Consider the following 23,916-nt stretch of genomic DNA (forward strand, 5'->3'; position numbering starts at 1 on the left):
CGCCCGATGCGATCACTGCGGGCGACGACGACATGATCGCCCACCTGGAAGAGGTGTCGCACCTGCCAGGCAACGCACCATGACGCTCGTGCGTGGCACGGCATAGACCGCCGCGAATATGAGCGCGCATATATTTTTCGCGCGCAAGTTTATTTATACGCATCCTTTAACAAGAACAATGTATTAGCGACAGCCTACCGCTCAATTCTAAAGTCACCCCGAACCCCGAACTCCCAAAACATGGACAAAGACACCCGCAACCGCATCCAACGCGCCACCCAGGCCGCGCGCGGACTGCTTGAACAGGATTTCGAGGACCAGTTGACGGGTGTGTTCGACATCCGGCTGGACGGCACCATCGCGGGCGAGCCAGGGAGCCATCTGGACCCGGCGCAGCGGATTGTGAGGATCAAGCTGGTCGCCGCGGTCGAGCACTGGGTGTCGTCAGTCGTCGGTCGTCAGTCTTCGGCCGACGACCGACGACCGACGACCGACGACTACGCCGAAGCGGTTGCGAGTTACCGGCGGGAGGCGGCGTTCACGACCCTGAACCGGTTCGTGGCGCTCAAGATGCTGGAGGCCCGTGGGCTGGTGCAGGAGTGCATCTCGCGGGGCGAGCAGTCGTCGGGGTTCAAGGAGTTCTGCGGGCTTGCGCCGGGGCTGGTACAGCTTCCGGACCGCGGCTACCGGCTCTACATTGAGAGCCTGTTCGACGAGATCGGTCGCGAGGTGCGAGTGCTGTTCGACCGGCGCGACCCGGCGAGCTTGCTGTGGCCCGCGCGTGCGACTCTCTTCGGCTCTCAGCAGCCGGGCTTGCTGGAGATCCTCAACGACCCCGAACTGGCCGGCGTCTGGGATCAGGACGAGACCATCGGCTGGGTCTATCAGTATTTCAACGGCGACGACGAGCGCCGGCAGATGCGCGCCGAGAGTCAGGCGCCGCGCAACAGCCGCGAGCTGGCTGTCCGTAATCAGTTCTTCACCCCGCTCTATGTCGTCCAGTTCCTCACGGATAACAGCCTCGGCCGCATCTGGTACGAAATGCGCCGGGGCGACACCCGTCTCAAGGACCTCGACTATCTGGTGCGGAAGGGGTCGTCGGTCGTCGGTCATCGGTCATCGGCGAAAGACTCTCCGGCTGACGACCGGCGACTGACGACTGACGACTCTCCGACCGACGACGCAGCCCCTACCCGCACCAAAAAAGACCCGCGGGATCTCAGGATTCTGGACCCCGCGTGCGGCTCCGGGCACTTCCTGCTCTATGCGTTCACCCTGTTGCTGACGATCTACCAGGAGGCCTGGGAGGACCCGGATGCCCCCGCCGCCGAGGTCACTGGCCGCACCCTGCGCGACGACTATCCGGACCGGGACGCCATGCACCGGGCACTGCCCGGCCTCGTCCTGCGCCACAACCTGTACGGCATCGACATCGACCCCCGCGCCGCCCAGATCGCCGCCCTGGCCCTGTGGCTGCGCGCCCAGCGGGGCTATCTGGAGCTGGGTGTCCCGCGCGGGGAGCGCCCGCCCATCCAGCGCACCAACATCGTTGTCGCCGAGCCCATGCCCGGCGAGCCCGAGTTGCGGCGGGAGCTGCTGACGACCCTGGACCCGGACCTGGCCCGGCTGATCGAGCAAGTCTTCCAGCGGATGGAACTGGCGGGGGAGGTCGGCTCCCTGCTGCGCATTGAGGAGGACATCCGCGCCGCCGTGCGGGAGGTCTACGGCGAGCAGGGACCCCTGTTCCGCGCCCTGGACGAGGCGCGCTGGCAGCAGGCGGAGGCGGCCGTCCTGCACGCCCTGCGACACTATGCCGAGCAGTCGGTCAACGGCCAGGCCTATCGGCGTCGCCTGTTCAGCGAGGACGCCGCCCGCGGTTTCGGATTCATCGACTTGTGCGGGCTGCGCTTCGACGTCACCCTGATGAATCCGCCCTTCGGCGCCCCCTGCGCCCGCGCCGGTCCCTACCTCGCGGGCGCCTATCCCCGCTCCAAGGGCGACCTGCTCGCCGCCTGCGTCGAGCGTGGGGTACAGTGGCTGCACCCCGCCGGTATCCTGGGCGCCATCACCTCCCGTACCCCCCTGTTTCTGACCAGCTACCGGCACTGGCGCCAAGGCGTGCTGCTCGGCGAGGCCAGACCCACGGTGCTGGCGGATCTGGGCCACGGGGTCATGGACGCGGCGATGGTCGAGGCCGCGGCCTATTGTCTGATCAAACAGTGAAACGGATGGGAACGGCCATGCTGACAAGCATCGAAGGTATATACGAGAACGGCCAGGTGCGGCTGCTGGAGCCGCTGCCCGGCGTGGCGCGGGCGCGGGTGGTGGTGACCCTGCTGCCCGAACCACCGGCACCCCTGCCGCCGCCCGCGCCAGACACCAGCGATCAAACCGGGAGCCTGGCCCCGGACGGGGCCGCAGTGGCGCTCAGTGCGTTGGGGCGCGATCTACTGGCCATCCGCCAACGCGCCCTGGCACGCGGGTTGGCACTCGCCCCCGTGGACGCCATCCTGGAGGAGGTCAGGCAAGGGCGCGCGGAGGCCGGCGATGACGACGACCTACGTTGACGCCAACGCCCTGATCGTCGCCTATCGCGGCGACCAACCGGCGGCCCAGGCGGCCATCGCCCTCCTGGGCGATCCGGTCCGGCGCTTCGTCGCCAGCCCCTATCTGCGGCTGGAGACCCTGCGCAAACCGCTGTTCTACCGGCGTGAAGACGAGATCACCTTCATGGAACGGTACTTCGCCACGGTCAGCCTGTGCATCCCCACCAGTGACCAACTGGTCGCGCGGGCGCTGAGCCTTGCGGCCCAGTGGCACCTGGGGGCGATGGACGCCTTGCACGCCGCCGCCGCATTGCAGGCCGGGGCCGAGGTCTTCGTGACCATGGAGCGTCCCACCAAGCCCTTGTTCCTGGTTCCGGGACTCAACGCCGTATCACTTCACCCCCAGGAGTCCCCTCAGTGAGCCTTTTCCTGCGCCTGCTGGAAGACGACGACAAGGCCCTGGCCCTGCGGACCGCCCTGCACGCCGTCGCCGCCGGCGAGTCCGATCCGCGGGTGTTCGAGGCCGATCCCAATGCCTTCGCGCTGGTGCCGGGGGCGCCGTTTGCGTATTGGATTAGCCCGAGTGCCCAAAGCGCATTCAGTCGCCTTCCGAATTTCGAGGGGGAACGACGGACCGCCAAGTGCGGAGCTGGGACGCTGGATGATTTTCGCTTCCTGCGATTGGACTGGGAAGTGCCGGTTTCAGTCGCCGAGTGGGTCTCATTTGCGAAAGGAGGAGCCTTCGGACGTTATTATGCGGACTTGTATCTGCGCCTCGCTTGGGCCAATGCAGGCAGAGAGATCCAATGTTTTGTTGAAGCCAAGGTCGGCAGCGCTACCCGGAAGATCCAAGCCCAACCCTGGTACTTCCGCCCCGGCCTCACCTGGCCGCGGAGAACCAACGGGCTGAGCTTCCGTGCCATGCCGGCAGGCTGCATCTTCGCCGACAAAGGCCCAGCCGCCTTCGTCGACGGCGACGACCCCGAGTCCCTGCTCGCGCTCTGTGCCCTGGTCAACTCGGCGCCCTTCGGCGCCTTGGTCGCGCTTCAATTGGCGAGAACCGAGCTCGCCCAATCCTATGAGGTCGGCCTGATCCAGCAGACCCCGGTCCCCCCGCTGACGACCGACGACGGACGACCGACGACCCACGCCCAAACCCTGTCCACCCTGGCCCATCGCGCCTGGTCCCTCAAACACGCCCTCGACACCGCCACCGAAACCTCCCACGCCTTCCTGCTGCCGGCCCTGCTCCAGGTTCCCGGCGAGGACTTGGCCGGCCGCGCCGCGGCCTGGTCCGCTCGGGTCCAGGCCACGGAGGCGGAGCTTGCCGACATCCAGGCGGACATCGACGACCGCTGCTTCGCGCTCTACGGGATCGACGGCGAGGACCGACGGCGGATCGAGGTCGGCCCCGGCGGCACGCTCGATGCGGCGCCCAACGACCCAGGCGAGGACCTGGGCGAGGACGACGAGGGCCCCGGCGCGGTCGCCGACCCGGCCCCGCTGACCGCCTTGCTGGTCTCCTGGACCCTCGGTGTCGCCTGCGGACGCTTCGACCTGCGGCTCGCGACCGGCCAGCGCGCCGCGCCCGCTGCGCCGGGACCCTTCGACCCCCTGCCAGTCTGCCCGCCCGGCCAATTGCAGAACGCCCAGGGCCTGCCGGCAGGAGCCGATGACCTGCCCGCCGCGTATCCCGTCGACATCCCTTGGGACGGCATCCTGGTGGACGATGCGGGGCATGAGCGCGATCTCGCCGCGCGCAGCCGGCTGGTGTTCGATCGCGTCTTCAGCGATGACGCGGACTCCGCCTGGCGCGAGGCCGCCGAGATACTCGAAGGCCGGGGGAATGATCTCCGGACCTGGTTCGCGCGGTCATTCTTCGCGGACCACATCAAGCGCTGCTCCAAGAGCCGCCGCAAGGCCCCGATCTACTGGCAGCTCGCCACCCCCTCGGCGCGCTACTCGGTCTGGCTCTATTACCATCGCTTCACTCGGGACACCCTGTACAAGGTCCTCAACGACTCTGTGACCCCCAAGCTCCAACACGAGGAGCGCAAGCTGATGGGGCTGGTCCAGGGCGCCGGTGGCACCCCGACCGCCAACCAGCGCAAGGAGATCGCCGAGCAGGAAGGCTTCGTCGAGGAACTCCGAACCTTCCGAGAAGAGGTCGGTCGGGTTGCCCCATTGTGGAATCCGGACCTCAACGACGGCGTCATCATCAACTTCGCGCCCCTGTGGCGCCTGGTGCCCCAGCACCGGGCCTGGCAAAAGGAGTGCAAGGATTGCTGGGGCAGACTCACCGCCGGCGACTACGACTGGGCACACCTGGCGATGCATCTCTGGCCCGAGCGGGTCGTCCCCAAGTGCGCCGCGGACCGCAGCCTCGCCATCGCCCACGGGCTTGAAGCGGTCTTCTGGGAAGAGTCGTCGGTCGTCAGTCGTCGGTCGTCGGCGCAAGACTCTCTTGCTGACGACCGAAGACTGACGACTGACGACGTACGACCCGGGAAGTGGCTGCCCCTCACGGTTGCGCAGGCAGAGGTCGACCGCCTCATCGCGGAACGCACCTCCGCCGCGGTCAAGGACGCGCTGAACAGCCTGCTGGAGGCCCCCGCGCCGGCCACTGGCAGTGGCGGTGGCCGCAAGTCGTCGGGACGGGGCCCGGTTCGGCGCGTTCCTACTGCCCCGAAGACAGATAATGCCGGCGCAGGCTCCGGACCTGCAACGGGTTCCGCTGCCCCTGATCCGGTCATGCTGGACGCCGTCAAGCAGGCCATCGCCGCGGCCCAGGGTGCGACCAGCAAGTCCGAGGTCCTCGCCGCCACCGGCCTCACCGACGCCCAGTGGAATGCCGCCATCAACGCCTTGCTCGCCGCGGGCACAGTCACCAAGACCGGCGCCGGTCGCGGAACCCGCTACCATCTGAACCCTGAACCCTGAACCCCCCACACTCATGAGACATCCAATGTTGGGCACTGTCCCAGGCCTTCTTGAAGAAGGAGTCAGCGATGCACAACCTAACCTTTGAAACCAATGTCCCGACCGACCATCTGTTACACCTGCCGGATGATCTGCCGGCGGGTGTTCTGGTCAGGATTACGGTTGAGCGCCTGGCGGACAAGACGATGACTGAGGACTATCAGCCACGCACCGAAATCGCACGATTGGCGCTCGCGGCGCGCAAGGCGCACCTTGCGGGCGGGGGCAAATTGCTGAGTACCGAGGAGATCAGCGCAGAGGTCCGCCGCCGTCGCGGTGGTCTGGCTGATGAATGACCGGCCAAGGGGTAAATCGCTATGCAGACACTGACTTTTGAGTGCGAAATAGGTACGGAGCGTGATCTGGTGCTGCGTCTTCCTGTTACGGTTAGGCCGGGTCGTCATCGTATTGCGGTCGTCATCGATCCGCTCGAACTGGTGGGAGACGCGTCGGACCTGGTTCCGGTTGGTGACAGCGTGCCGCCCCGAACCGCGTTATGGGCTCGGTTGAACGCCTTGCGCGACCAGGCTGCGCGCGAGGGCGAACTGCCGGAACCCATGTCTTGGGACGAAATTCTTGCGGAAGTGCAGCAACGTCGTGGGGAACAGGATGACTGAGCGGCGGACCTATCTCGATGCCAATGTGTTGATCGCCGCCTGGAATGGCGACACTGACACCCGAGCCTGGGCGCGTGCTGTCTTGGATGATCCTCAACGCGCCTTCGTTGTCGCCTGGACTTGGTAAAGCGCCTTCTTGAAGCTGTGGGATGAGATACAAGCGATGCTCGAATATCTGCACCTCGTCAACGTAGGTCCGGCCCCGGAGATGGAGATGGAGTTGGCACCGAGACTCAACCTCATCACCGGCGACAACGGTCTCGGTAAGAGCTTCTTGCTGGACTTGATGTGGTGGGCGTTGACCCGGCGTTGGCCCCATGACCTCAATCCGCGGCTTACGTCAGGCTACCCAGCGCGACCCACGGACCCGCGATCGCGGGCGACCATCGGTTTCCGACTCACATCCAAGTCACGGCAAGGTGTTGCCTATGAAAGCCACTATGTCGCGCGCGATGAGGCATGGACGGGCAAAGCCGGGCGACCATGGAATCCGGGCCTGATCGTCTACGCGCACTCCGATGGCGGGTTTTCCGTTTGGGATCCGGCGCGCAATTACTGGAAGCAGAAGGGACGGGTCGATGTTCAGGAACGTCTGCCGGGTTATGTATTCTCTGCGAACGATGTTTGGGACGGTCTTGCGATGCCTGTCGATGGCAAACCAACGCTGGTTTGCAGCGGGTTGTTGCGCGACTGGGCCATCTGGATTCGGGAAAACGGGGAGAACGCGCAGCATATGGCCTCAGTGCTCGCGGGGCTCGTCCCCGCGCCAGAGTACATCGCGCCAGGCCCCTTGATGCGGCTGTCGGTGAACGACGCCCGGGATATTCCGTCCATTCGGACTGCCTACAGCAAGGGGGTACCCATCGTTCATGCCTCGGCTGGGATTCGGCGAGCCGCTGGTCTGGCATACATGTTGATGTGGTCATGGACCGAGCATGTGCTCGCTGCGCGGCAGTTGGGTGAAGATTGTACAACACAGGTTGTGATGCTCTTCGACGAGTTGGAAAGCCATCTGCACCCACGGTGGCAGCGTTCAATCCTCCGATCTGTTTTCAATGCCGCACGGGTATTGTTGCCGCAGGCAACCATACAGATCGTGGCGGCGACCCATTCGCCACTAGTACTCGCTTCTGCCGAGCCCGAATTCGATGAGACGATGGACAAGATCTTTCATTTCGATCTGATGAACGGTCTCGTCGGCTTGCGGGAAGTCCCCTGGGCTAAACAGGGGGATGTGGTCAACTGGCTGGTCTCCGACATCTTTGGTCTGCAACAGGGTCGGTCCATCGAGGCGGAACGCGCCATTGAGGCGGCGGAAGCCTATATGCGGAACGACCATGGTGCCTTACCAATCGGGCTACAAACCAGAGATGACATTCATCGGGAGCTGGTGCGGGTGCTGGCCGGGCATGATCTGTTCTGGCCGCGCTGGGTCGTTTCAGGCGAGCGGCAGGAGGAAAAGTCTTGATCAGATTCGAACAACCCCCGAAGCCTGAACGGTTCCACGCCGGGGTAGAGGTTCCGGGCGCACGCTGGCTTGCGGATCATCCCGACGCCAAGCGTCCGTATGATTATTGGACCGCGTTCAAGAGCGAACTGGCTGACGGATTCAGGAATCTGTGTGCCTATAGCGCCATGTATGAGCCGGTCGGCACTGTCGATCACTTCGAGAGCTGGGATAAAGACCGTAGCCGCGCTTATGACTGGAGTAATTACCGCTACGCGGCGGGTTGGATCAATTCCAGCAAGAAAACTATTCCAGCCAGTCAGATTCTTGACCCATTCGAAGTAGGGGATGATTGGTTCAGCATCATTCTCCCCTCGCTGCAGCTCGTTGTGTCTGAAGCGATACCTGATGAGTTCATAGATCGGGCCGAATTCGTATTAAAGCGGCTGCATTTGCGGGATGATGAACGGGTTCTGCGCCAGCGGCGGGAATGGTATCGTATGTATCAGGAAGGCGGGTTGAGCCTCAAAGAACTTTGGCTGAAGGCCCCTCTGATTGCAGCAGCGGTTGCAAGAGACGCCAACTCATCCTCGTATACCGGCCCACTCGCTTCATGAATCCCTTCCACGACTACCTCTGCGCGCACCTGGACGAGTTGCTGCGCAAGCGCTCGGTGGTGGTCTTCTACGACCCGCGCAATGAATTCAATCCGTTCTTTGATCGCGAACTGGAGCCGCAGGACGGCGATCCGCTGCCGCGCGTGACGATCGGTATCCGCACCGCCTTGCTCGCCCGCTACGCGGGTAGCTTCTTCGGCCTGCACGCGGCGGCCGTGCCGATCGTGGCGGCTGACCAGCCGGAACCGCTGATCCTGTATCTGCCGGGCATCTCAAGGGACCACGCGGGCTCGGTGCTGATGGAGCTGGAGCGGGGTGGGGCCTGTTATGAGCCGCAACTCAAGCGGCTGGCGCTGAACGTGCTGCGCCAGCGGTTCACCGATGGACAGATCGACGAGATGCTCCGGCCGGCCGCAGTGACCTACGACGATATCGTGGCCTTTCTGGCTCAGGGCGGACAGGTAGCCTCAGTGCTTCGCACCCTGTTCGGCGGCGCTCAAGGCGAGGCGTTGCTCACCGAGTGGCTGGCGTCCGACGCCAAGGACGGCGTCCTGGTGGAGAAAGAGGCACTGCCCGAGCTCCTCAAGCTGATCAGGGTGCGATTGGGTCTAGAACTTCCGGACGGCGCGACCTTCTCCCAGGCGCGGGAGAAGACCTGCCGGTATGTGTTGGTCAACGAGTTCCGTGCCGATCTCGCTTGTGCACCGCCGCCGTCGGTCGGGATGGTGCCGGGTCCATCGACCAAGGAGCACCTTGAGCGGATTCGCGATGTGGCGGAGGGCCTGCGGCGGCGCTATCCGCAGGCGTACCCGGGCCTGGCGGATACCGTGGAGCAGCAGTTGGGGCTCGCGGGGGCCGGCGTACCGGCCGCTCATCTGGGGTCCATCGACACCTTCCGGTTCGAGGAGGGGGGGCTGCTCGCCCATGCCACGGCACTGATTGTGGGAAAGGACTTCGACGCGGCCTTGGGCATCGTCACGGCGCGTGGCCGCAGCTTCTGGGTCGACCGTGAGCTGCGCCGCCAGGCCCAGTGGGAGACGTGTCGGCTGATGGCGGAGCTCGGGCTTGAGCTTGAGCGGGTCCGCGTGGCACTGGGCAAGATGACAACTGATCCCGCCAAGTGGCTCACCGCCTATACGGCCGAAGACGGTTGGCATCGCGCCGACAGCCTCCAGCGACGACTGGAGGCCTGGGTCGCCAAGATGGACGACGAGCCGGAAGCGGAGCAGGCGCTGGCAGTCATCCGCAAGGCGCATGAATACCTGCTGCGGACGATGGCGGATGGATTTGCCAAGGCGTTCGCCGCAGCCGCCTGGACGGTGCCCGGCGCGCTTCACCAGACCCGCATCTACCCGGAGGTGGTACAGGCCATGGGCGGGCGGGTCGCCTATGTCCTCGTCGATGCCATGCGCTACGAGATGGGGGTGGACCTGGCGCGCCAGATCGAAGGTGCCAAAGACCTGAGGGTCCAAGCGGCCGTTGCGGCGCTGCCGTCGATCACCCCCGTCGGGATGGCGGCGTTGCTGCCGGGGGCCGCGGCCAGCTTCGACCTGATCGATGCGAAGGGCAAGCTGGCGGCACGCATCGAAGGCACGGAGATGGCCGGTCTTAACGAACGGCTGAAGTTCCTCAAGGCCAAGGTACCGGATGTGGTGGAGATGACCCTGGGCAGGCTGCTCAGTAGCACCCCGGCAATGATCCGCAAGAAGATCGGCAGCGCCTCGCTGGTGGTGATCCGCTCTCAGGAGATCGATTTCGCCGGGGAAACGGACAGTGACCTGCTTGCCCGGCAGGTGATGGATACCGTCATCGGCAATCTCGCCCGGGCGGTGCGGAAGCTCGCTGTCGCCGACATCGAGCACTTCGTCATCACCGCCGACCACGGTCACCAGTTCGCCATCCGCAAGGACGACGACATGAAAACCGACAGCCCCGGCGGCGTCACCCTGGACCTGCACCGCCGCTGCTGGATCGGTCATGGGGGCAGCACGCCGGCCGGAACCGTGCGGGTAGCCGGGGCAGAGTTGGGATACCACACTGACCTGGACTATGTCTTTCCGACCGGGCTCGGGGTATTCAAAGCAGGTGGCAGCCTGAGTTTCCACCACGGTGGGTTCAGCCTGCAGGAGTTGGCGATCCCGGTCGTCAGTCTGCGCATGACAGTCGGCAAATCGGCGAAGGTTCCCTGCGTGCAGGTCCGGATCGACGGCTATCCAGCGGCGGTGACCAACCGTACCTTCGGGCTCAAGGTGGGCGATCTGCTCGCGACTGAGCGGATCGTGCTGCGGGTCGTGCTAATGGCCGGCGCAGAAGAGGTAGGTCGCATTGGGATGGCGGTTGGCGGGGAGCTCGACCGCGGGAAAGGCACGCTGACACTAGCGCCGGGGACCGAGGCGAGTGTGGGCATGATGCTGACCAACGACACCTGCCAGTCGCTGCGGGTGGTGGTGCTGGATGCGCATACGGATAGCGTGTTGGCCGAAACCGCTGAGCTGCCGGTGAAATTGGGGATTTGACGATGTCGTCGGTCGTCGGTCGTCAGCCGGAGACTCTCTGGCCGGCGACCGATGACTGAAGACCGAAGACTGGCGACTGACGACGCATTCGAGAGAAACCATGAACAAAGGCCACAGAGACTTGCGCGTCTGGCAGCAGGCGATGACACTCGTCGAGACGGTCTACCGGGCGACGAAGACCTTTCCCGCGGACGAGCGGTTCGGATTGACTTCCCAGATGCGCAGAGCGGCTGTTTCGGTTCCATCGAACATCGCCGAGGGTCGAGGGCGCGGCACCGATGCCGAGCTCATTCGCTTTTGTTGCATCGCCTACGGATCTTTGATGGAGTTGGAGACCCAATCCGAATTAGCACATCGGTTGGGCTTTTTGCCGAACGAATCCCTAGAACCGATAATGAGTGCTTGCGTGGACGTGGGTCGAATGCTCAACGCCCTGCGATCATCTCTAGTCGTCGGTCATCGGTCATCAGCGAAAAAGTCTCCCGCTGACGACCGACGACCGACGACCGACGACTGACGACCGACGACTGACGACCGATAACCATGACTGACCCCCCCCCCTCCCGCGACACCCTCGACGACAAGGTCAACCGGGTCTTCGCCGGCAAGGTGGTCCGCAAGGACCTGGTCCGCAAGGTCAAGGTCGGCGCCAACGTGCCGGTCTTCGTCCTGGAGTACCTGCTCGGCAAGTACTGCGCCTCGTCCGACGAGATGGCGATCCAGATGGGGCTGCAGGTGGTCAACGACACCCTGGCGGACAACTACATTCGCCCGGACGAAAGCACGAAGGCCCAGAGTAAGGTCAAGGAGGACGGTCGGCACACCTTCATCGACAAGGTGAAGGTCCGCCTGGTGGACTCTCAATACTGGGCGGAGGTCACCAACTTCGGGCACACCCATGTGCACATCCCCGACCGCTATGTGCGGGACTTCGACCGGCTCCTGACCGGCGGCATCTGGGCGCAGGTGGACATGCGCTTCGAGTATGACGAAGAAACCAAGGGCAGAAATCCGTTCTGGATCGACAAGCTCACGCCCATCCAGCTCGCGAGCTTCGACCTGGAGGAGTACCGCCGCCTGCGCGCCGAGTTCAGTACCGATGAGTGGCTGGATCTGATCATGCGCAGCATGGGGTACGAACCGACAGTGATGGAACGGCGGGTCAAGCTCTTGTTCCTGTGCCGGCTGATTCCCTTGTGCGAGCGCAATTACAACCTGGTGGAGCTGGGACCGCGCGGCACCGGGAAGAGTTATGCGGTGCAGGAGCTTTCGCCCTACGCGGCCCTGCTCACCGGTCCGACGACGGTGGCGAATCTGTTTGGCCACATGAACGGCAAGCAGAAAGGGATGCTGATGATTTGGGATGTGGTCGGTTTCGATGAGGTGGCCGATCTGCAGAAAATGCCCAAGGAGGTCATCACGACGCTCAAGACCTTCTGCGAGTCCGGCCAGTTCCAGCGTGGTCAGGAGGCCATGGCGGGGTATGCCAGCATCGCGATGTTCGGCAACACCCAGCAACCGATCGATGTCATGGTCCAGACGGGGCACCTGTTCGCGCCCATGCCGGATGTGATCCGCGACGACATGGCCTTCATCGACCGGCTGCACTTCTACCTGCCGGGTTGGGAAGTGCCGAAGATGCGCAACGAGCACTTCACCGATCACTACGGGTTCGTCATCGACTACCTGGCCGAGGCCCTGCGGGAGCTGCGCAAGCACAATTTTACCGAGATCATCGACCACTATTTCTCGCTGGGCGCCCATCTGAACGCGCGTGACCGCAAAGCCGTCCGTCGCACCGTCTCGGGACTAGTGAAGATCCTGCACCCCCATGGGCAGGTGTCTCAGGAAGACCTTGCTGAATTGTTGGAGTTGGCATTGGAAGGACGGCGCCGGGTGAAGGAGCAGCTCAAGAAAATGGGCTCCTTTGAGTACTACCAGACCTCCTTCAGCTATCTGGTCAACGACACCGGCGAAGAGACCTTTGTCGGTGTGCCTGAGCAAGGCGGTCGGGGCCTTATCTCAGCAGACCCGCTGCCGCCCGGTACCGTCTATGCCGCCGCCGTGAGCGGTGACGGCACCGTTGGTCTCTACCGCGTCGAGGTGACGCTGTCCTCGGGTACCGGAAAGCTCAAGCTCGCCGGTGGTGTGAGCGGGGCGATGAAAGAGTCCGTGAGCCGGGCCTTCAGTTACCTGTCCGCGAACAAGACCGCCTTCGGTGTGCCGCGGGAGCTCGACACCTCGGATTTCCATGTCGAGGTCATCGACCTGCTCGGCAACAAGGTCGAGGCCGAGATTGGCGTCGCCTTCTTCGTCGCCGCCTACTCGGCGCTGCGCAAGTCGCCATCCCAGCCCGCATTGCTGGTGCTCGGTGACCTGAGCATCCAGGGCAACATCAAACCCGTGCGTTCTCTCACCGAGCCACTCCAGGTCGCCATGGACAACGGCGGCAAGCGGGCGCTGATCCCGATCGAGAACAAGCGGCAGTTCCTGGATGTGAACCCGGACGTGCTGGAGCAGGTCGACCCGGTGTTTTTCGGCGATATGCGCCAGGCGGCGTTCAAGGCACTTGGCCTGACATGATGGATTTCGGCAAGACGAGGAGACGCTGCCGATCAAGAAGGGGCCATCTGTCATCGTGCGCAACCTTTGGACTCAAAGCGGGGCACCTAGGTCCCGTTGCCCAAGCTTCTACGTGGCCAGCAAGTGTCTGAGAAGACGCGCGCGAAATCAAACTTAAGGCGGGGTTATTTCGGGCACTTCAGGGTTTCATCCAGGCCGCGGGCCGGATCCACAGGGTCCGTCGCGGACAGTCCACGGTGCAGGGCGCCGACGCCAAAGCGCGCGTGGATGCGATCGACCGCGACCGTGAGACGCCGCTCCCGGTCGTTGTCCACCGGGCGCTCGGCCGCGCCGTCGAACAGGTCCGGTTGGACCGGCTCCGGCGTCCCCAGATCGGCGATCCCCAGGCCGATCAGGCGCACCGGTTTGCCCTGCCAATGGCCGGCCTCGTACAGCGACCAGGCGGCGGCGAACAGGGTGCGGGCGTCGTCGCTGTGCCGCGGGAGCCGCCGCTGGCGGGTGTGGGTCTCGAAGCCGCAGAAGCGAATCTTGAGGGTGACGGTGCGCCCAGCGATGTTCTCCTGCCGGGCCGCGGCGGCGACCTCGGCCGCCAGCGCGCGCAGGGTGTCGCGTAGGACCTGGGGATCGGTCACGTCGACGCCGAAGGTGGTCTCCTTGGAGAGTGACTGACGGGCGGCGCGCTCCCCGACCCGATCGGAGGCGATGCCCCGCGCCTGCTGGTACAGGCTGGTGGCGGCGCGGGGTCCCACCTGGGCCTGCAACTGGGTGAGCGACAACCGGCGCAGGTCCGCGACGGTGCGCAGCCCCAGCCGTTCGAGGAGGGGCAGGGTCCGGCGGCCAACCCCGCGCAGGATGGCGACCGGCTGCCCGCCCAGAAAATCCAGGACCTGTTCCGGCGGCACCACGACCAGCCCATCCGGCTTGCCGAAGTCCGAGGCGATCTTCGCCACCAACCGGTTCGGGCCGATGCCGACCGAGGCGGTCAGGTCGACCGCGTCGCGAATCGCCGCCTTGATCTGCCGGCCGATAACCTCCGGGGGACCGACCAGATGCCCGAGGCCGCTGACGTCGAGAAAGGCCTCGTCAATGGAAATCGGTTCCACCACCGGGGTACAGGTGGCCATGACCGCGCGAATCCGGCGGGCGACCTCCAGGTAGTGCGCCATACGCGGGCGCAGGTAGACCGCGTGCGGACAGCGCCGGTGAGCCTCCTGGATGGGCATAGCCGAGTGGATGCCAAAGCGGCGCGCCTCATAGGAGCAGGTGGCCACCACCCCGCGACCGCCGGGCAGGGCGCCGACCACGACCGGCACGCCGCGCAAGGCCGGGTTGTCGCGCTGCTCCACCGCGGCGTAGAAGGCGTCCATGTCCAGGTGCATGATCCAGCGTGTGGGGCCGGTGGTCATGGTCCTGACGCTCAGCAATGGAAAGGGACCGCGCGACCCGTGCCCACCCAGTTCACTCGAACGAGCACTCGATGAGTTGCGCGATCTCCTGCGCGATGCGTTCGTTCATCGCCGCGGGCAGACCGAGCTGGTCGTGTCCAGGAAGTAGGCACGGATGGCCGGAATCTCGGCGGTTTCGCGCGGGTCCTGGTCCCATCCGTCGAAGAAGAAGGTGACCTTTCCTTCCCAGGCGATGGCTGCCTCGCGGGTTGCCGCGAGCGGCAAGAGCTTGTCGAGCAGCGGCCGAATGTCGTGCTTCACCACCGACTCGCGCAGGATGGCAATGGCCAGCATCTCGTCTTTGGCCGGGGAGAATTGTGCCCGCGGGTACTTGGCCATTATTCCAACCCGCCTGGTTGCCTGGAGATGGGCATTGGCGCACTGACCAGCGCGGCGCAGCGTCGACATGGAACTCAGACATTGGGTGCTCCGTTTCACTGGTTTTACACATCGGGTTGGCCGCATCGTTCACATCCTGCGACCCGCAGTAACCGGGATTGCACCGCTATTGCGAGCCTCCCGGACCCTGATTATCCGCCTCTCACCTTGACTTATCAGCATCCTCGTCCGCGCGGGCCATCCTGGTGCCAGCCCCGGCCCTTGGCGGTCGTCGGGTGTCGCCGGCGGCCTGTGCGCCATGATCAGGGCGCTCAATGTCTACCAAGCGGGGCAGAACACCGTTCCTGCCGCCCGCCGACGCGTTGTTTGTTGTTGTTAATAGAAAGAACAACAACACGGAGGCCACCGGAGCGCCTGCAGCATGTGTGCGAGTAATGCAGCGCAGGGACCGCCAGGCACGGGCCGGTTGCATCCCATGGTTCGGCGGTGTCAGTCGCTCAAGGGGGGGGTGCGGCAGTCAACGGGGCGCGCTACGTTGTGGGAAGATTGGCCTGTCGGGCGGCAGCGCCCGCCAGTGAATCAAGCCGTGTGAGCGATGCCGCAGTCTCCCAAGAGGACCTCCTGATGTCCACCGCGTCCGCAATGTCCGCAGATTTCATATGAGTCTCCCGTCGCGCATCGCCGAGTTCGGTTGGTTCGGCGCCGGCTGGGCGGTGTTCAAGGGTGGCACCGATGATCCCGATTTTTATCCGCCGATCGACAATAGCGAGGCCCTGCGGCACTGGCTCGCCGGCTTCGGCGCCGCGTGGGTGGAGTGTCCGGAGGGCGCGGCCGTGGAGTCGATCCAGAACGGGGACGGGATGGGCGGGGAGTCAGTGGAGGAGGCACTGGTCCGCACGCTGGCGACGCGACAGGACCTGCTGTGCGCCTTGTGGGCGCTTGGGCTGGGCAAGATTCCCCGCGTCTTGCACTGATGGCCCGGCACGCTGTGCTGAATGCCTCCAGGGACCCGGTTTCCCGCATTCCCCTAAGAAAACAGAATCTTCAGCGCTCACCTGCCGTCGTTCTGATCGGGTAGTCTGGCGTCTCGGGTCCTGCTTCGTAACCGTGCTGCTGACGTCGCTTGGCGATCTTCTGGATCTGGGCCTGGCCATCCGCGTAGGACGCCACGCCGGTGGTGCGCATCCGGCCTAACCGCGATCCCAGTCCGCCCCAGACCGTGATCAGGGTCCAATCGCCGAACAAGTCTTTCTCGAGGTGGGCCTGATAGTAGCGGGCCTTGGCGATGTGCAGCCAGCGCATGGAGTGTCCCCCGAACCGAGCAAGCGTTTCGTAGGTGAGACCGTCGCGCCATCCACTGGCGGTGCGTCCTTGTTTTCTATCCGGAGCCGCGGGAACCGGCGGGCGCTCGGTGGCCGGACGCGCGTCGTGCTGACCTTGATGTTGATCGGGGACAACGAAAAAGTCCAGGTGTCGAAGGCGCTGACGCATGGGCCGATGCGCGCGCCAACGCCAGGATACCCAAGCGGCTAGAACGCGTTCACCAGACCCGCGCAGAAGCCGAAATACTCCCCAAGGACGGCCTGTTGCTCGGGGCTATGTTCTGCCACCGGCCGCTCGGCCATGACCCATCCTCCCAGGGCTGGCCCTAGCCGCGGCCATCCGCACCGGCGAGCGCAGCGCCGCGGCCGTGCTGTATTGCCCGGACCAGCCCGCAATCCGCTGTGGGTGCGGGTGCCCGGGGGCCTGGAGGGACAGGGTCCCGCCCTGGAGGCGCAGATCGCCGCCCTGTGGGACGACGCGCTGGTCGCGGTCGACATCCTGAAGCCCTACCTGCGCCTGCGCACGATCGACGGGGTCCGTGGGGTCGCCCTCAACGTCGAAGCCAGCGGCTACTTCGCAGCCTTGCTGCCGGCGGGAGCCCTGGATCTTTGTACGTCCCGGACGCGGGTTGGGGCAGCCCCAGGCACGACGGAACCGCCCCCGGCCCTCACCGGTCCCCACGCTCCCACGCCGACGCTGACCTCGCCTGACTCAACCCCTGCGTCCACGGCCGGACAAAGCCCGAGCGCAGTCGCCACGGCCTTGATCAACCGCGTACGTGCGGCACATGCCGCAACGGCCGCGGGTGCGGTCGGGCCGGGCGCCGTGGTCCTGGTCACTCCCGCGGACATCGCCGCCGCGGCGCACGACGCGGGACTCAAGCTGCCATCGCTGAAACTCGCCCTGATGCACCGGCCCGGCTGCCGGATGACCCCGGATGGCGGCGCGCAGGTCACCGCCGTATGAGCGCGGCCGTGACCGATCCCTGGCGCCCCAATTATGAACGCCGGGCGTTCATCCTGTGGGTCCTCGTGGCCGGGGTCGCGCTGGTCACCGCGGGTCTGGGGGGGCTGCCGGCGGGGGCCTTTCACTGGCTGGCATGGCTGGCGCTCGCCATGGCGCTGACCTGGGTCCGGGGTGCCGCGCGGATCGCCAGCCACCACGCCTGGCTGCGCGGCCACCCGCTGGGGTGCATCGCCCCGGAGGACTTCGCGGCTCGCCTGCCGTCCTGGTCGGGGGACCTGTGGCTCGGCTGGGGCTTCGACTGGCTCCCCGTGCATACGCAACTGGCACTGGACCTGATGCGGGCCGGCCCCGAGCAGTTCGCCCCGCGCGATCCGCAGCGCATGGGTGCGACCTGGCTGCACGGTCTGGGGGGACGGGATCAGGACCTGCGCACCTGGAAGGCGGTGCCGAGGCCCTGGTCGAGCGGGCGCTGCGGCGGCACTTCGCCGCGTGTCGGCCCGACTGGGAGACGGAAGCCGCGACCCTCCTGGCGCGCGCCCGCGACGCCACCGCCCGTGTCAAAGCACTGGTGCGCTACTACCGCGAGCGGGTCAGCAGCGATCATCCATCGACCGTGCTGGACGGGCTGCTCGGGCTCTACGAACACGAGCAAGTCCATTTCTCCAAGATGGTCGCGAGCCTGATGCCGATCCTGAACATGCTTACGTCCGGGGACCTGGAGAGGCTCCTGTCACCGGTGGCGGGCACGGCCGATGATCCGCGGCGGCTGACCAACCTGGCCGAGGTCATCGCGGCGGACGAGGTGCTCTATGTCGGTCTGGACTCCCTGTCAGACGCCATGGTGGGGTCGGCGATCGGCTCGATCCTCATTGCCGACCTGGCCGCGGTCGCCGGGGATCGCTACAACCACCAGGGGCGCCTGCGGCCGGTCAACGTGTTCATCGACGAGTCGGCCGAAGTGGTGAACGATCCCTTCATCCAACTGCTGAACAAGGGCCGCGGCGCCGGCCTGCGCCTGGTGATCGCCGCGCAGACCTTCGCCGACTTCGCCGCCCGCACCGGCAGCGAGGCCAAGGCCCGGCAGGTGCTCGGCAACATCAACAACCTGGTCGCCTTGCGCGTACTCGATGCCGAGACCCAGGAATACGTGGCCGAAAGCCTGCCCAAGACCCGCGTGACCACCATCATGCGCTCGCATCTGAACGCGGCCCTGAAGCGCTCCCAGCGCGACGCCCTGACGCAAGTCGAGATCGACTGGCCGGACAGCCGCGGGTTACTCGAACGCCTCGCACGCGGGCTCGGGGCGGGCGACCCCAGCGATGCGGCCCGCTCCACCCGCCTGCAGGCCATCGCCATGGCCGCGATCACATGGAGTTACCATCTCCTGGTCCCCGATCACCAGACGGCGGGGGCGGGGCTGGAGAAACTGGCCGACAGCCCGGTCTGGCCCTGGCTCGCGGGCCGGGTGCAGGTGGTGTGGTGGTCACTCGGGCAAGCCTGTCAGCGCCTGGCGATCCTGCGCTTCTGGTGGCCGTTCAGCCTGATCCTGTGTGCTGCCGCCGCGTACGATGCGTTGTTACGGCGGCGCATTCGGCAGCACAGCTTTTCCTATGCCAGTCCGTTGATCCATTTTTGGGCGGTGTGGGCGCTGCTGTGGATGCTGATCGGGACGCCGATGCTGTTGGTGGCGCCGATCCCGTTACCTGCGATGGGGGTGCCGGTTGGGGTGGGCGTGGTTGCCGTACTGTTGGGGCTGGTGCTCGCCAACAGCCAGAAGCGGCTGTAGGCAAGGGGCGGCCGGGTTGGGCTTGCGCCCAATCTCGCGCCGGTCTACTCGAACCAGTTCTCGATCGCCAATCCGCCAAAGTGCTCGAAGTCCGCCACGTTGCGGGTCACCAAGATCAGGCCGTTGGTCGCGGCGATGGCCGCGATCTGCCCGTCCGCGTAGGGCGTTGGGCGGCCTTGGGCATCCAATGCCACCCGCTGGTCGGCGTGCCAGATGGCCGCGTTGCGGTCATAGGCGAGCACCGCGATCGGCTGACGCAGCAGTCGCTCCAGATAGTCAGTCAACGCCTCGCGGCGGCGCCCCGGCGGCAGGCGGCCGAGCCCGTGGCGCATCTCGTGGATCACCGTCGCCGCGGTTGCAGACTCGGATTGGTGCTTGCGCAGACGGGTGAGGACCTTGGGCTCGGGGGACCGCTTGGTCGGCTCGGACAGGATGTTGGTGTCGAGCAGGAACCTCAGTCGGTCCAATCGACGACCCTCCCGGGGGAGGGATCGCGCCACCCGTCGACCTCCTGCGGCGTCAAGTCCGGCCAGTCGAAAGCGGCCTGGGTGCGCCAGTCGGCGATGGCGTCCCACAGACCCGGCCGCGTCCGGTCGGGATGCATGGCGGCATAGTCAGACTCCGACATGAGCACGGCCACCGATTTGCCGTGGCGCGTGAGATGCACGACCTCCCCGCCCTCGACCCGATGGATCAGGCCGGTCAGTCGGGTCTTTGCCTCGGCTACTGAGATCTCAGTCATTTGGAATCACCCTCCGCGGGCTAGGGGTGTGGTGCGATGGCCACCAGTATGGGCATCTTAGCCGGGTCGGATCGGATCGAGAAGCCTGGCGGGCCGGCGGTCGGTTGGATAGAGACAACTCAGCTTGGCCGGGTCCACCACCAGCGCGAGGTCTCCGCAGCGCTGTGCGCCCCTGTGTTGCGCTGACCACCAGCGCTGCCCGCGGGTGGTGCCGGATCTTTTCCAATTGGAATAACATTATAATTTGTATCGTTTAAGCGCGGGGCTGTCTCAGGCCAGACACTCCTGCAAGACGACTTGGGCCTCGGTCAAGTCCGGTGATCGCAGTTCCGTGAAGATGGTCACTGCTCGCTCGGCGTGGCGGTAGCCTTCGGCGCCGCGTCCCTGTCGGGCCAGTGCCTTGGCGAGACGCCGACTGTCACGCGCAATTAATTCTCGGCGCTGGATGGTCTCGTCCAAGTCCAATGCCTCCGAGGCCAGGTGTTCAGCCTCCGGCCACTGCCTCCGGTCTAGTGCCAACTCTGCAAGATGACCCGTGTAAGCAGCAACACCGTTTGGATCGGGTAGTGATCGGGCGACTGCCAGTGCGTCCTGGAAGCAACCCTCGGCTTCAACGAGCTTTCCCGACGCTTGGTAAGCTTTGGCAAGCGAATTAAAGCAGTGGCCGACGAGATCAGTGCCCGGCGATAGGCTGCGCGAGAGTTCCAGTGCCTCTTTGAAGTCGCTGATTGCGTGAGCATAGTCCTTGTTCAAGCGATGGCCCTCGCCGCGCAGCCGGATGGCAGCCGCCGCCCGCTCGCGGGCGCCGGCTGCCTCCCAGTGGCCAGCAGCGCGCTCGGCCCATTTTAGGACCTCGGTGGCACAGCCGAGTCGATACTGTGCCCAACCGGCGTCGAAGGCACGGCGGCCGGCATGCTTTAGATCCCCCTCACGCTCAGCTCTGATCTCGGCTGCAATGCTGAGTGCGAGTCGTTCATCCCAACGTCCTGTGAAATCTAAGAATTGCCGCAACGCGTCGCACAGGGCTTGTAAGCGGCGGTTGTCGCCCTTGCCCAATAGCGGAAGGGCTGCGTCGATCTGCGGCCAGGCATCCTCAAGGACTGGGAAGCGGTTATATGCCTCGTAGCCGTTCTCCAGGGCCAGGGCACAGGCTTGCTCAGCCAGGCGCTCGCCGCTCGTCCCCACCGCCTCCGGGCGCACCCGGCGCAGGTAGCGGACAGCCAGGGGCGGCAGTAGCCAGGTGCCGGCCTGGTCGTCACCTACCACTAGGGCACGGTTGCGCAGATCGTCGAGGGCGGTCTCGGCGCTCTCTCGGCTCAGGTCGGTCAGGGGTAACAGCCACTCGATAGCGGCCGGCTGGGTGAAGTGGGTCAGGGCGGCGAGGACCGCGGTCTGGTCATCAGTGAAGGTCTCTACCAAGTCGCTGAAGATGAAGTTGAGCGGGTCGTTCTCTTCATTGATCCGTTGCAGCCGGTCGGCCTTTTGCAGACGTTCGATGGCCTCGGCAACGGTGCGGCAGCGCCCTTGCTCCAGACCGAGTTGGCCCGCGGTCCAAGTGAGGAGCAGGGGGTTACCACCGGTCGCCAGATAAAGCCGGGCGCGCTCGTCTGGGGTCAAGCGGGGGAACGGGGACCAGCGCCGGCCAAGCTCGTCCAGGAGTTCGTCGGCCGCTTCACGCTCCAACTTGTCGAGTCGCATGGCGTAGGCAGCGACCGATGAGCCGACGCGACGGCGGCTTGTGACGATCGCGCGGCAAGTCCTTGGCAACCGGTTCAGGAGTTCAAAGACCTCGCGACGCTCCTCGAGGCTAAAGGTCTCCAGGTTGTCCAGCACCAACAGTGCGCGATATTCGGCAAGCGCGTGGCGCACCAAGTCCGGCCGGTCCTCTGGCGAGGCCCTGGGTATATCGTCCCGGGCCAGGGCGCGGCCCAATTCGGCTAGCATGGCGTTGAGATCGCCGACCCGATGGCGTTCAATCCTGAACTCGCCTTCCGGGCGCAGTTCGCGGTTCTTGGCGGTGATCCAGAGTTTCAGCGGAAAGTGCTCGGCGGGCGCCCGATGCGCCGCCTCCAGGGCCAAAGCGGTCTTTCCCACCCCGCCTGGGCCGTCCAGTACCACGCCCCAACCCCGGTTTTCCGGGGTAAGGTATTGGGCAATCTTCGCGAGACAGTCCCGGCGCCCAAAAAAGGGCTGCGGGGCCGGCAGGGTCGAGTGGGGGCCGGCGGGGATAGGGACAAGCCGCGCGGGTGTTGGGGGCGGTACTGGGATGGATTTGTCTTTGCGTGACCGAGTGGACAGAGGCTCAGGTGCCGTTCCATCGTCGGACTCCAACACGCCATGGTCGTGGTCCGGGATAAACCGCCAGCCGCCGAGCTTGTTAGTAGCAATGCTCGGCCAGAGCCGCAGGAGCGGCTGCGGTTCACCGCACAGGATGCGCCCGGCCGCATAGCCGTGGGCCCGCTCAATCTGTGGCGGATCGCCCCTGCGCTCCATCCCAAAGACCGAGCATCCTTGGCAGAGAAGCACTGCGTCATGACCACCACCACCTCGGCGGATACTTTGGAAAGCCGCTTCGTGCATGTGGCCAAAAAGATGGGCGGCGAAACGCCCCGGTGGGGCAATCTCGACGCTCTGCCCTTGCGCCTCATCTGTCAGCCAATCCGTGCCCTGGTGGGTAAGCAGGAGGCACAGGTCGTGTTGGTCGGTCCAGAGATCAATACCCGCCGGAAAGAGGGCACCCAGTTGCTTTGGGTCCCAGACCAGGCACCCCTTATAGTTGCCGGGCTGGAGTTGGAGGAAGGCGGTGTTGAGTCCGACGATGCCGATGCGCAGGTCGCCGCGGTCAATGGTCACCGCAAAATCGCCGGGCAGGGTCCCAGCGGTCACCCCGGCTGGCCTGCGGGAGTTATGCTCCCACCACTGGCTGTAAGCCGCGAAGGCGTCTTGAATCACTCGCCGATAGCAGCAGTTCGGTTTGTCCCAGAACTTCCCAGCGATGCCCTGAAAGCCATCGTGTCTCAGCAGTGTGTCGACCGCGGCATCGTCATCGTCGGGATCGGGTCGATGCAGGTCATGATTACCCGGCACCGCCAGCAACACTGCATCCCTGGAGCCCAGGTCCGCCAGGCGTTCCCAGAGGGGACCCAGAACGTCCGCCTCCATCCGCTCGAATTGGGCAGACTCGCCTGACTGCACCAGATCTCCCGTAAAGAATACAGCGTCCCACGGGCCGCAGCGGTCATGCAGTGCCCCCAGATGCTCCAAGAAGGGCTGACGCAGATTGGGCCACAGGCAGTCTTGGCCCTTGAGTCCATAGTGAAGATCGGTGAGGTGGAGCCACGAAAACGAGTCGGTAGACATGGGCGTTGCCTCTCTCGTGGGAAATTCACCACAATTATAAAGACTGTTCGCCCAAGCGAAGGAGGGGCGTAACACGTCCGTCGGCATCGCTGGCGAGCGGTTCATCGCCGGTCCTTCCCCCTCCCAGGGCAACCGCGTGCTCGGCGGTCGCGAACTGTTCGGAGGGGGCGCCCGATGCATGGCGGCGCTACGCGCGTTCGCTGAAGGGGTTGCACCAGATCTTGACATAGCCGCTGAGATTTATCGCGTAGGCTCTTGATAGTCTGAGTGGCGGCCAAGACCGGGGGGCTAAACGGTTACACCACGATATTCTCCGCTGACAATCCTCCTTACGATACCGCATCCATGAGGCGGACTCCTCTACTCTGTTTCAGAGAGACATTTGCGCTGCGGCGTTTTTCGCGGACGCGCCGGAACCCGGGGTCGGCGCCAGGTGGGCTGACGCACAGGCATTTCCTGGCGAGCATCGGCGAAATCGGGTCGCCGGGGCGCCCATTTGAGAATTATTCTCAACAACCCTGTCCCGCGGACAGCCGCGCCCGCAGGCGACGCGCGAGCGGCCTGGCCGGACGTGGCAGTCGGTGAGGGGCTATCCGGTCGCGGGGATGGGCTGAACCAGCGAACGCATTTGTTCGAGGCGACCGGCTTTG

Annotated in this window: 22 protein-coding genes; 16 read left to right on the forward strand and 6 right to left on the reverse strand. The window is 65.2% G+C overall.

Annotated features, from left to right (window positions below; all coding sequences use genetic code 11):
- Window positions 1-240 precede the first annotated feature (240 nt).
- The 12 genes from A39O_RS0123550 to brxL all read left to right on the forward strand — a co-directional run bounded on the left by A39O_RS0123550 (window position 241) and on the right by brxL (window position 13,305).
- The gene (locus tag A39O_RS0123550) at window positions 241-2,223 is read left to right on the forward strand and encodes an Eco57I restriction-modification methylase domain-containing protein (RefSeq protein WP_026199691.1); all 1,983 of its coding nucleotides are present in this window, start codon (window positions 241-243) and stop codon (window positions 2,221-2,223) included.
- 17 nt (window positions 2,224-2,240) lie between these two features.
- Window positions 2,241-2,567: a hypothetical protein gene (locus A39O_RS34835; protein ID WP_157640373.1), complete on the forward strand. Its 327-nt coding sequence runs from the start codon at window positions 2,241-2,243 to the stop codon at window positions 2,565-2,567.
- Entirely contained in the window at window positions 2,548-2,967 is a 420-nt protein-coding gene (locus A39O_RS34840; RefSeq protein WP_020507131.1) for a PIN domain-containing protein, read from the forward strand. The genes A39O_RS34835 and A39O_RS34840 overlap by 20 nt, the downstream gene beginning before the upstream one ends.
- Window positions 2,964-5,486 (forward strand): BREX-1 system adenine-specific DNA-methyltransferase PglX, encoded by a 2,523-nt coding sequence (locus tag A39O_RS34845; protein ID WP_051088877.1) that lies wholly within the window; start codon window positions 2,964-2,966, stop codon window positions 5,484-5,486. Before A39O_RS34840 ends, A39O_RS34845 begins: the two co-directional genes overlap by 4 nt.
- A gap of 68 nt (window positions 5,487-5,554) precedes the next feature.
- The gene (locus A39O_RS0123570) at window positions 5,555-5,821 is read left to right on the forward strand and encodes a hypothetical protein (RefSeq protein ID WP_020507132.1); all 267 of its coding nucleotides are present in this window, start codon (window positions 5,555-5,557) and stop codon (window positions 5,819-5,821) included.
- Window positions 5,822-5,842: 21 nt separating this feature from the next.
- On the forward strand, window positions 5,843-6,142 hold the full coding sequence (locus tag A39O_RS0123575; RefSeq protein ID WP_020507133.1) for a hypothetical protein: 300 nt from the start codon (window positions 5,843-5,845) through the stop codon (window positions 6,140-6,142).
- On the forward strand, window positions 6,135-6,269 hold the full coding sequence (locus A39O_RS43260) for a hypothetical protein (RefSeq protein WP_020507134.1): 135 nt from the start codon (window positions 6,135-6,137) through the stop codon (window positions 6,267-6,269). Before A39O_RS0123575 ends, A39O_RS43260 begins: the two co-directional genes overlap by 8 nt.
- Window positions 6,270-6,305: 36 nt before the next feature.
- Window positions 6,306-7,610, forward strand: a complete 1,305-nt coding sequence (locus tag A39O_RS0123585) for an AAA family ATPase (protein WP_020507135.1) — start codon at window positions 6,306-6,308, stop codon at window positions 7,608-7,610.
- Window positions 7,607-8,206 carry a hypothetical protein gene (locus A39O_RS34850; protein ID WP_040528594.1) on the forward strand — a complete coding sequence of 200 codons (600 nt, stop codon included), beginning with the start codon at window positions 7,607-7,609 and terminating at the stop codon, window positions 8,204-8,206. Before A39O_RS0123585 ends, A39O_RS34850 begins: the two co-directional genes overlap by 4 nt.
- Entirely contained in the window at window positions 8,203-10,722 is a 2,520-nt protein-coding gene (locus A39O_RS0123595; protein ID WP_020507137.1) for a PglZ domain-containing protein, read from the forward strand. The genes A39O_RS34850 and A39O_RS0123595 overlap by 4 nt, the downstream gene beginning before the upstream one ends.
- A gap of 100 nt (window positions 10,723-10,822) precedes the next feature.
- Window positions 10,823-11,239: a four helix bundle protein gene (locus tag A39O_RS0123600; protein ID WP_020507138.1), complete on the forward strand. Its 417-nt coding sequence runs from the start codon at window positions 10,823-10,825 to the stop codon at window positions 11,237-11,239.
- Window positions 11,240-11,265: 26 nt separating this feature from the next.
- Window positions 11,266-13,305, forward strand: a complete 2,040-nt coding sequence (brxL, locus tag A39O_RS0123605) for a protease Lon-related BREX system protein BrxL (protein WP_020507139.1) — start codon at window positions 11,266-11,268, stop codon at window positions 13,303-13,305.
- A gap of 164 nt (window positions 13,306-13,469) precedes the next feature.
- On the opposite strand, the gene dinB is transcribed toward brxL, so the two are convergent.
- Window positions 13,470-14,711 (reverse strand): DNA polymerase IV, encoded by a 1,242-nt coding sequence (dinB, locus tag A39O_RS0123610; protein ID WP_020507140.1) that lies wholly within the window; start codon window positions 14,709-14,711, stop codon window positions 13,470-13,472.
- A 105-nt stretch (window positions 14,712-14,816) separates the two neighbouring features.
- Window positions 14,817-15,158 (reverse strand): hypothetical protein, encoded by a 342-nt coding sequence (locus A39O_RS0123615; RefSeq protein WP_211211702.1) that lies wholly within the window; start codon window positions 15,156-15,158, stop codon window positions 14,817-14,819.
- A 590-nt stretch (window positions 15,159-15,748) separates the two neighbouring features.
- On the opposite strand from A39O_RS0123615, the gene A39O_RS0123620 reads away from it, so the two are divergent.
- Window positions 15,749-16,063 (forward strand): hypothetical protein, encoded by a 315-nt coding sequence (locus A39O_RS0123620; RefSeq protein WP_020507142.1) that lies wholly within the window; start codon window positions 15,749-15,751, stop codon window positions 16,061-16,063.
- A 70-nt stretch (window positions 16,064-16,133) separates the two neighbouring features.
- On the opposite strand, the gene A39O_RS43415 is transcribed toward A39O_RS0123620, so the two are convergent.
- A complete protein-coding gene (locus A39O_RS43415; RefSeq protein WP_020507143.1) occupies window positions 16,134-16,580 on the reverse strand; it encodes a WGR domain-containing protein in 447 nt (148 codons plus the stop codon).
- A gap of 207 nt (window positions 16,581-16,787) precedes the next feature.
- On the opposite strand from A39O_RS43415, the gene A39O_RS0123630 reads away from it, so the two are divergent.
- The 3 genes from A39O_RS0123630 to A39O_RS42920 are packed head-to-tail and all read left to right on the forward strand — an operon-like array spanning window position 16,788 to window position 19,164.
- Window positions 16,788-17,378, forward strand: coding sequence for a hypothetical protein (locus A39O_RS0123630; protein ID WP_020507144.1), 591 nt, complete (start codon window positions 16,788-16,790; stop codon window positions 17,376-17,378).
- Window positions 17,375-18,061 (forward strand): P-loop NTPase family protein, encoded by a 687-nt coding sequence (locus tag A39O_RS42915; protein WP_026199693.1) that lies wholly within the window; start codon window positions 17,375-17,377, stop codon window positions 18,059-18,061. The genes A39O_RS0123630 and A39O_RS42915 overlap by 4 nt, the downstream gene beginning before the upstream one ends.
- The gene (locus tag A39O_RS42920) at window positions 17,947-19,164 is read left to right on the forward strand and encodes a TraM recognition domain-containing protein (RefSeq protein ID WP_245561967.1); all 1,218 of its coding nucleotides are present in this window, start codon (window positions 17,947-17,949) and stop codon (window positions 19,162-19,164) included. Before A39O_RS42915 ends, A39O_RS42920 begins: the two co-directional genes overlap by 115 nt.
- 44 nt (window positions 19,165-19,208) lie before the next feature.
- Here A39O_RS42920 and A39O_RS0123645 read toward each other — a convergent pair whose 3' ends face one another.
- From A39O_RS0123645 to A39O_RS0123660, 3 genes are all read right to left on the reverse strand, one after another.
- Window positions 19,209-19,631 (reverse strand): type II toxin-antitoxin system VapC family toxin, encoded by a 423-nt coding sequence (locus tag A39O_RS0123645; protein ID WP_020507145.1) that lies wholly within the window; start codon window positions 19,629-19,631, stop codon window positions 19,209-19,211.
- Window positions 19,619-19,906 (reverse strand): type II toxin-antitoxin system Phd/YefM family antitoxin, encoded by a 288-nt coding sequence (locus A39O_RS0123650; protein WP_020507146.1) that lies wholly within the window; start codon window positions 19,904-19,906, stop codon window positions 19,619-19,621. Before A39O_RS0123650 ends, A39O_RS0123645 begins: the two co-directional genes overlap by 13 nt.
- Window positions 19,907-20,176: 270 nt before the next feature.
- Entirely contained in the window at window positions 20,177-23,266 is a 3,090-nt protein-coding gene (locus A39O_RS0123660) for a tetratricopeptide repeat protein (RefSeq protein WP_020507147.1), read from the reverse strand.
- Between the last annotated feature and the right edge of the window lie 650 nt (window positions 23,267-23,916).

It is taken from the genome of Lamprocystis purpurea DSM 4197 (genome assembly GCF_000379525.1).
In the GTDB taxonomy this organism is placed as follows: domain Bacteria; phylum Pseudomonadota; class Gammaproteobacteria; order Chromatiales; family Chromatiaceae; genus Thiodictyon; species Thiodictyon purpureum.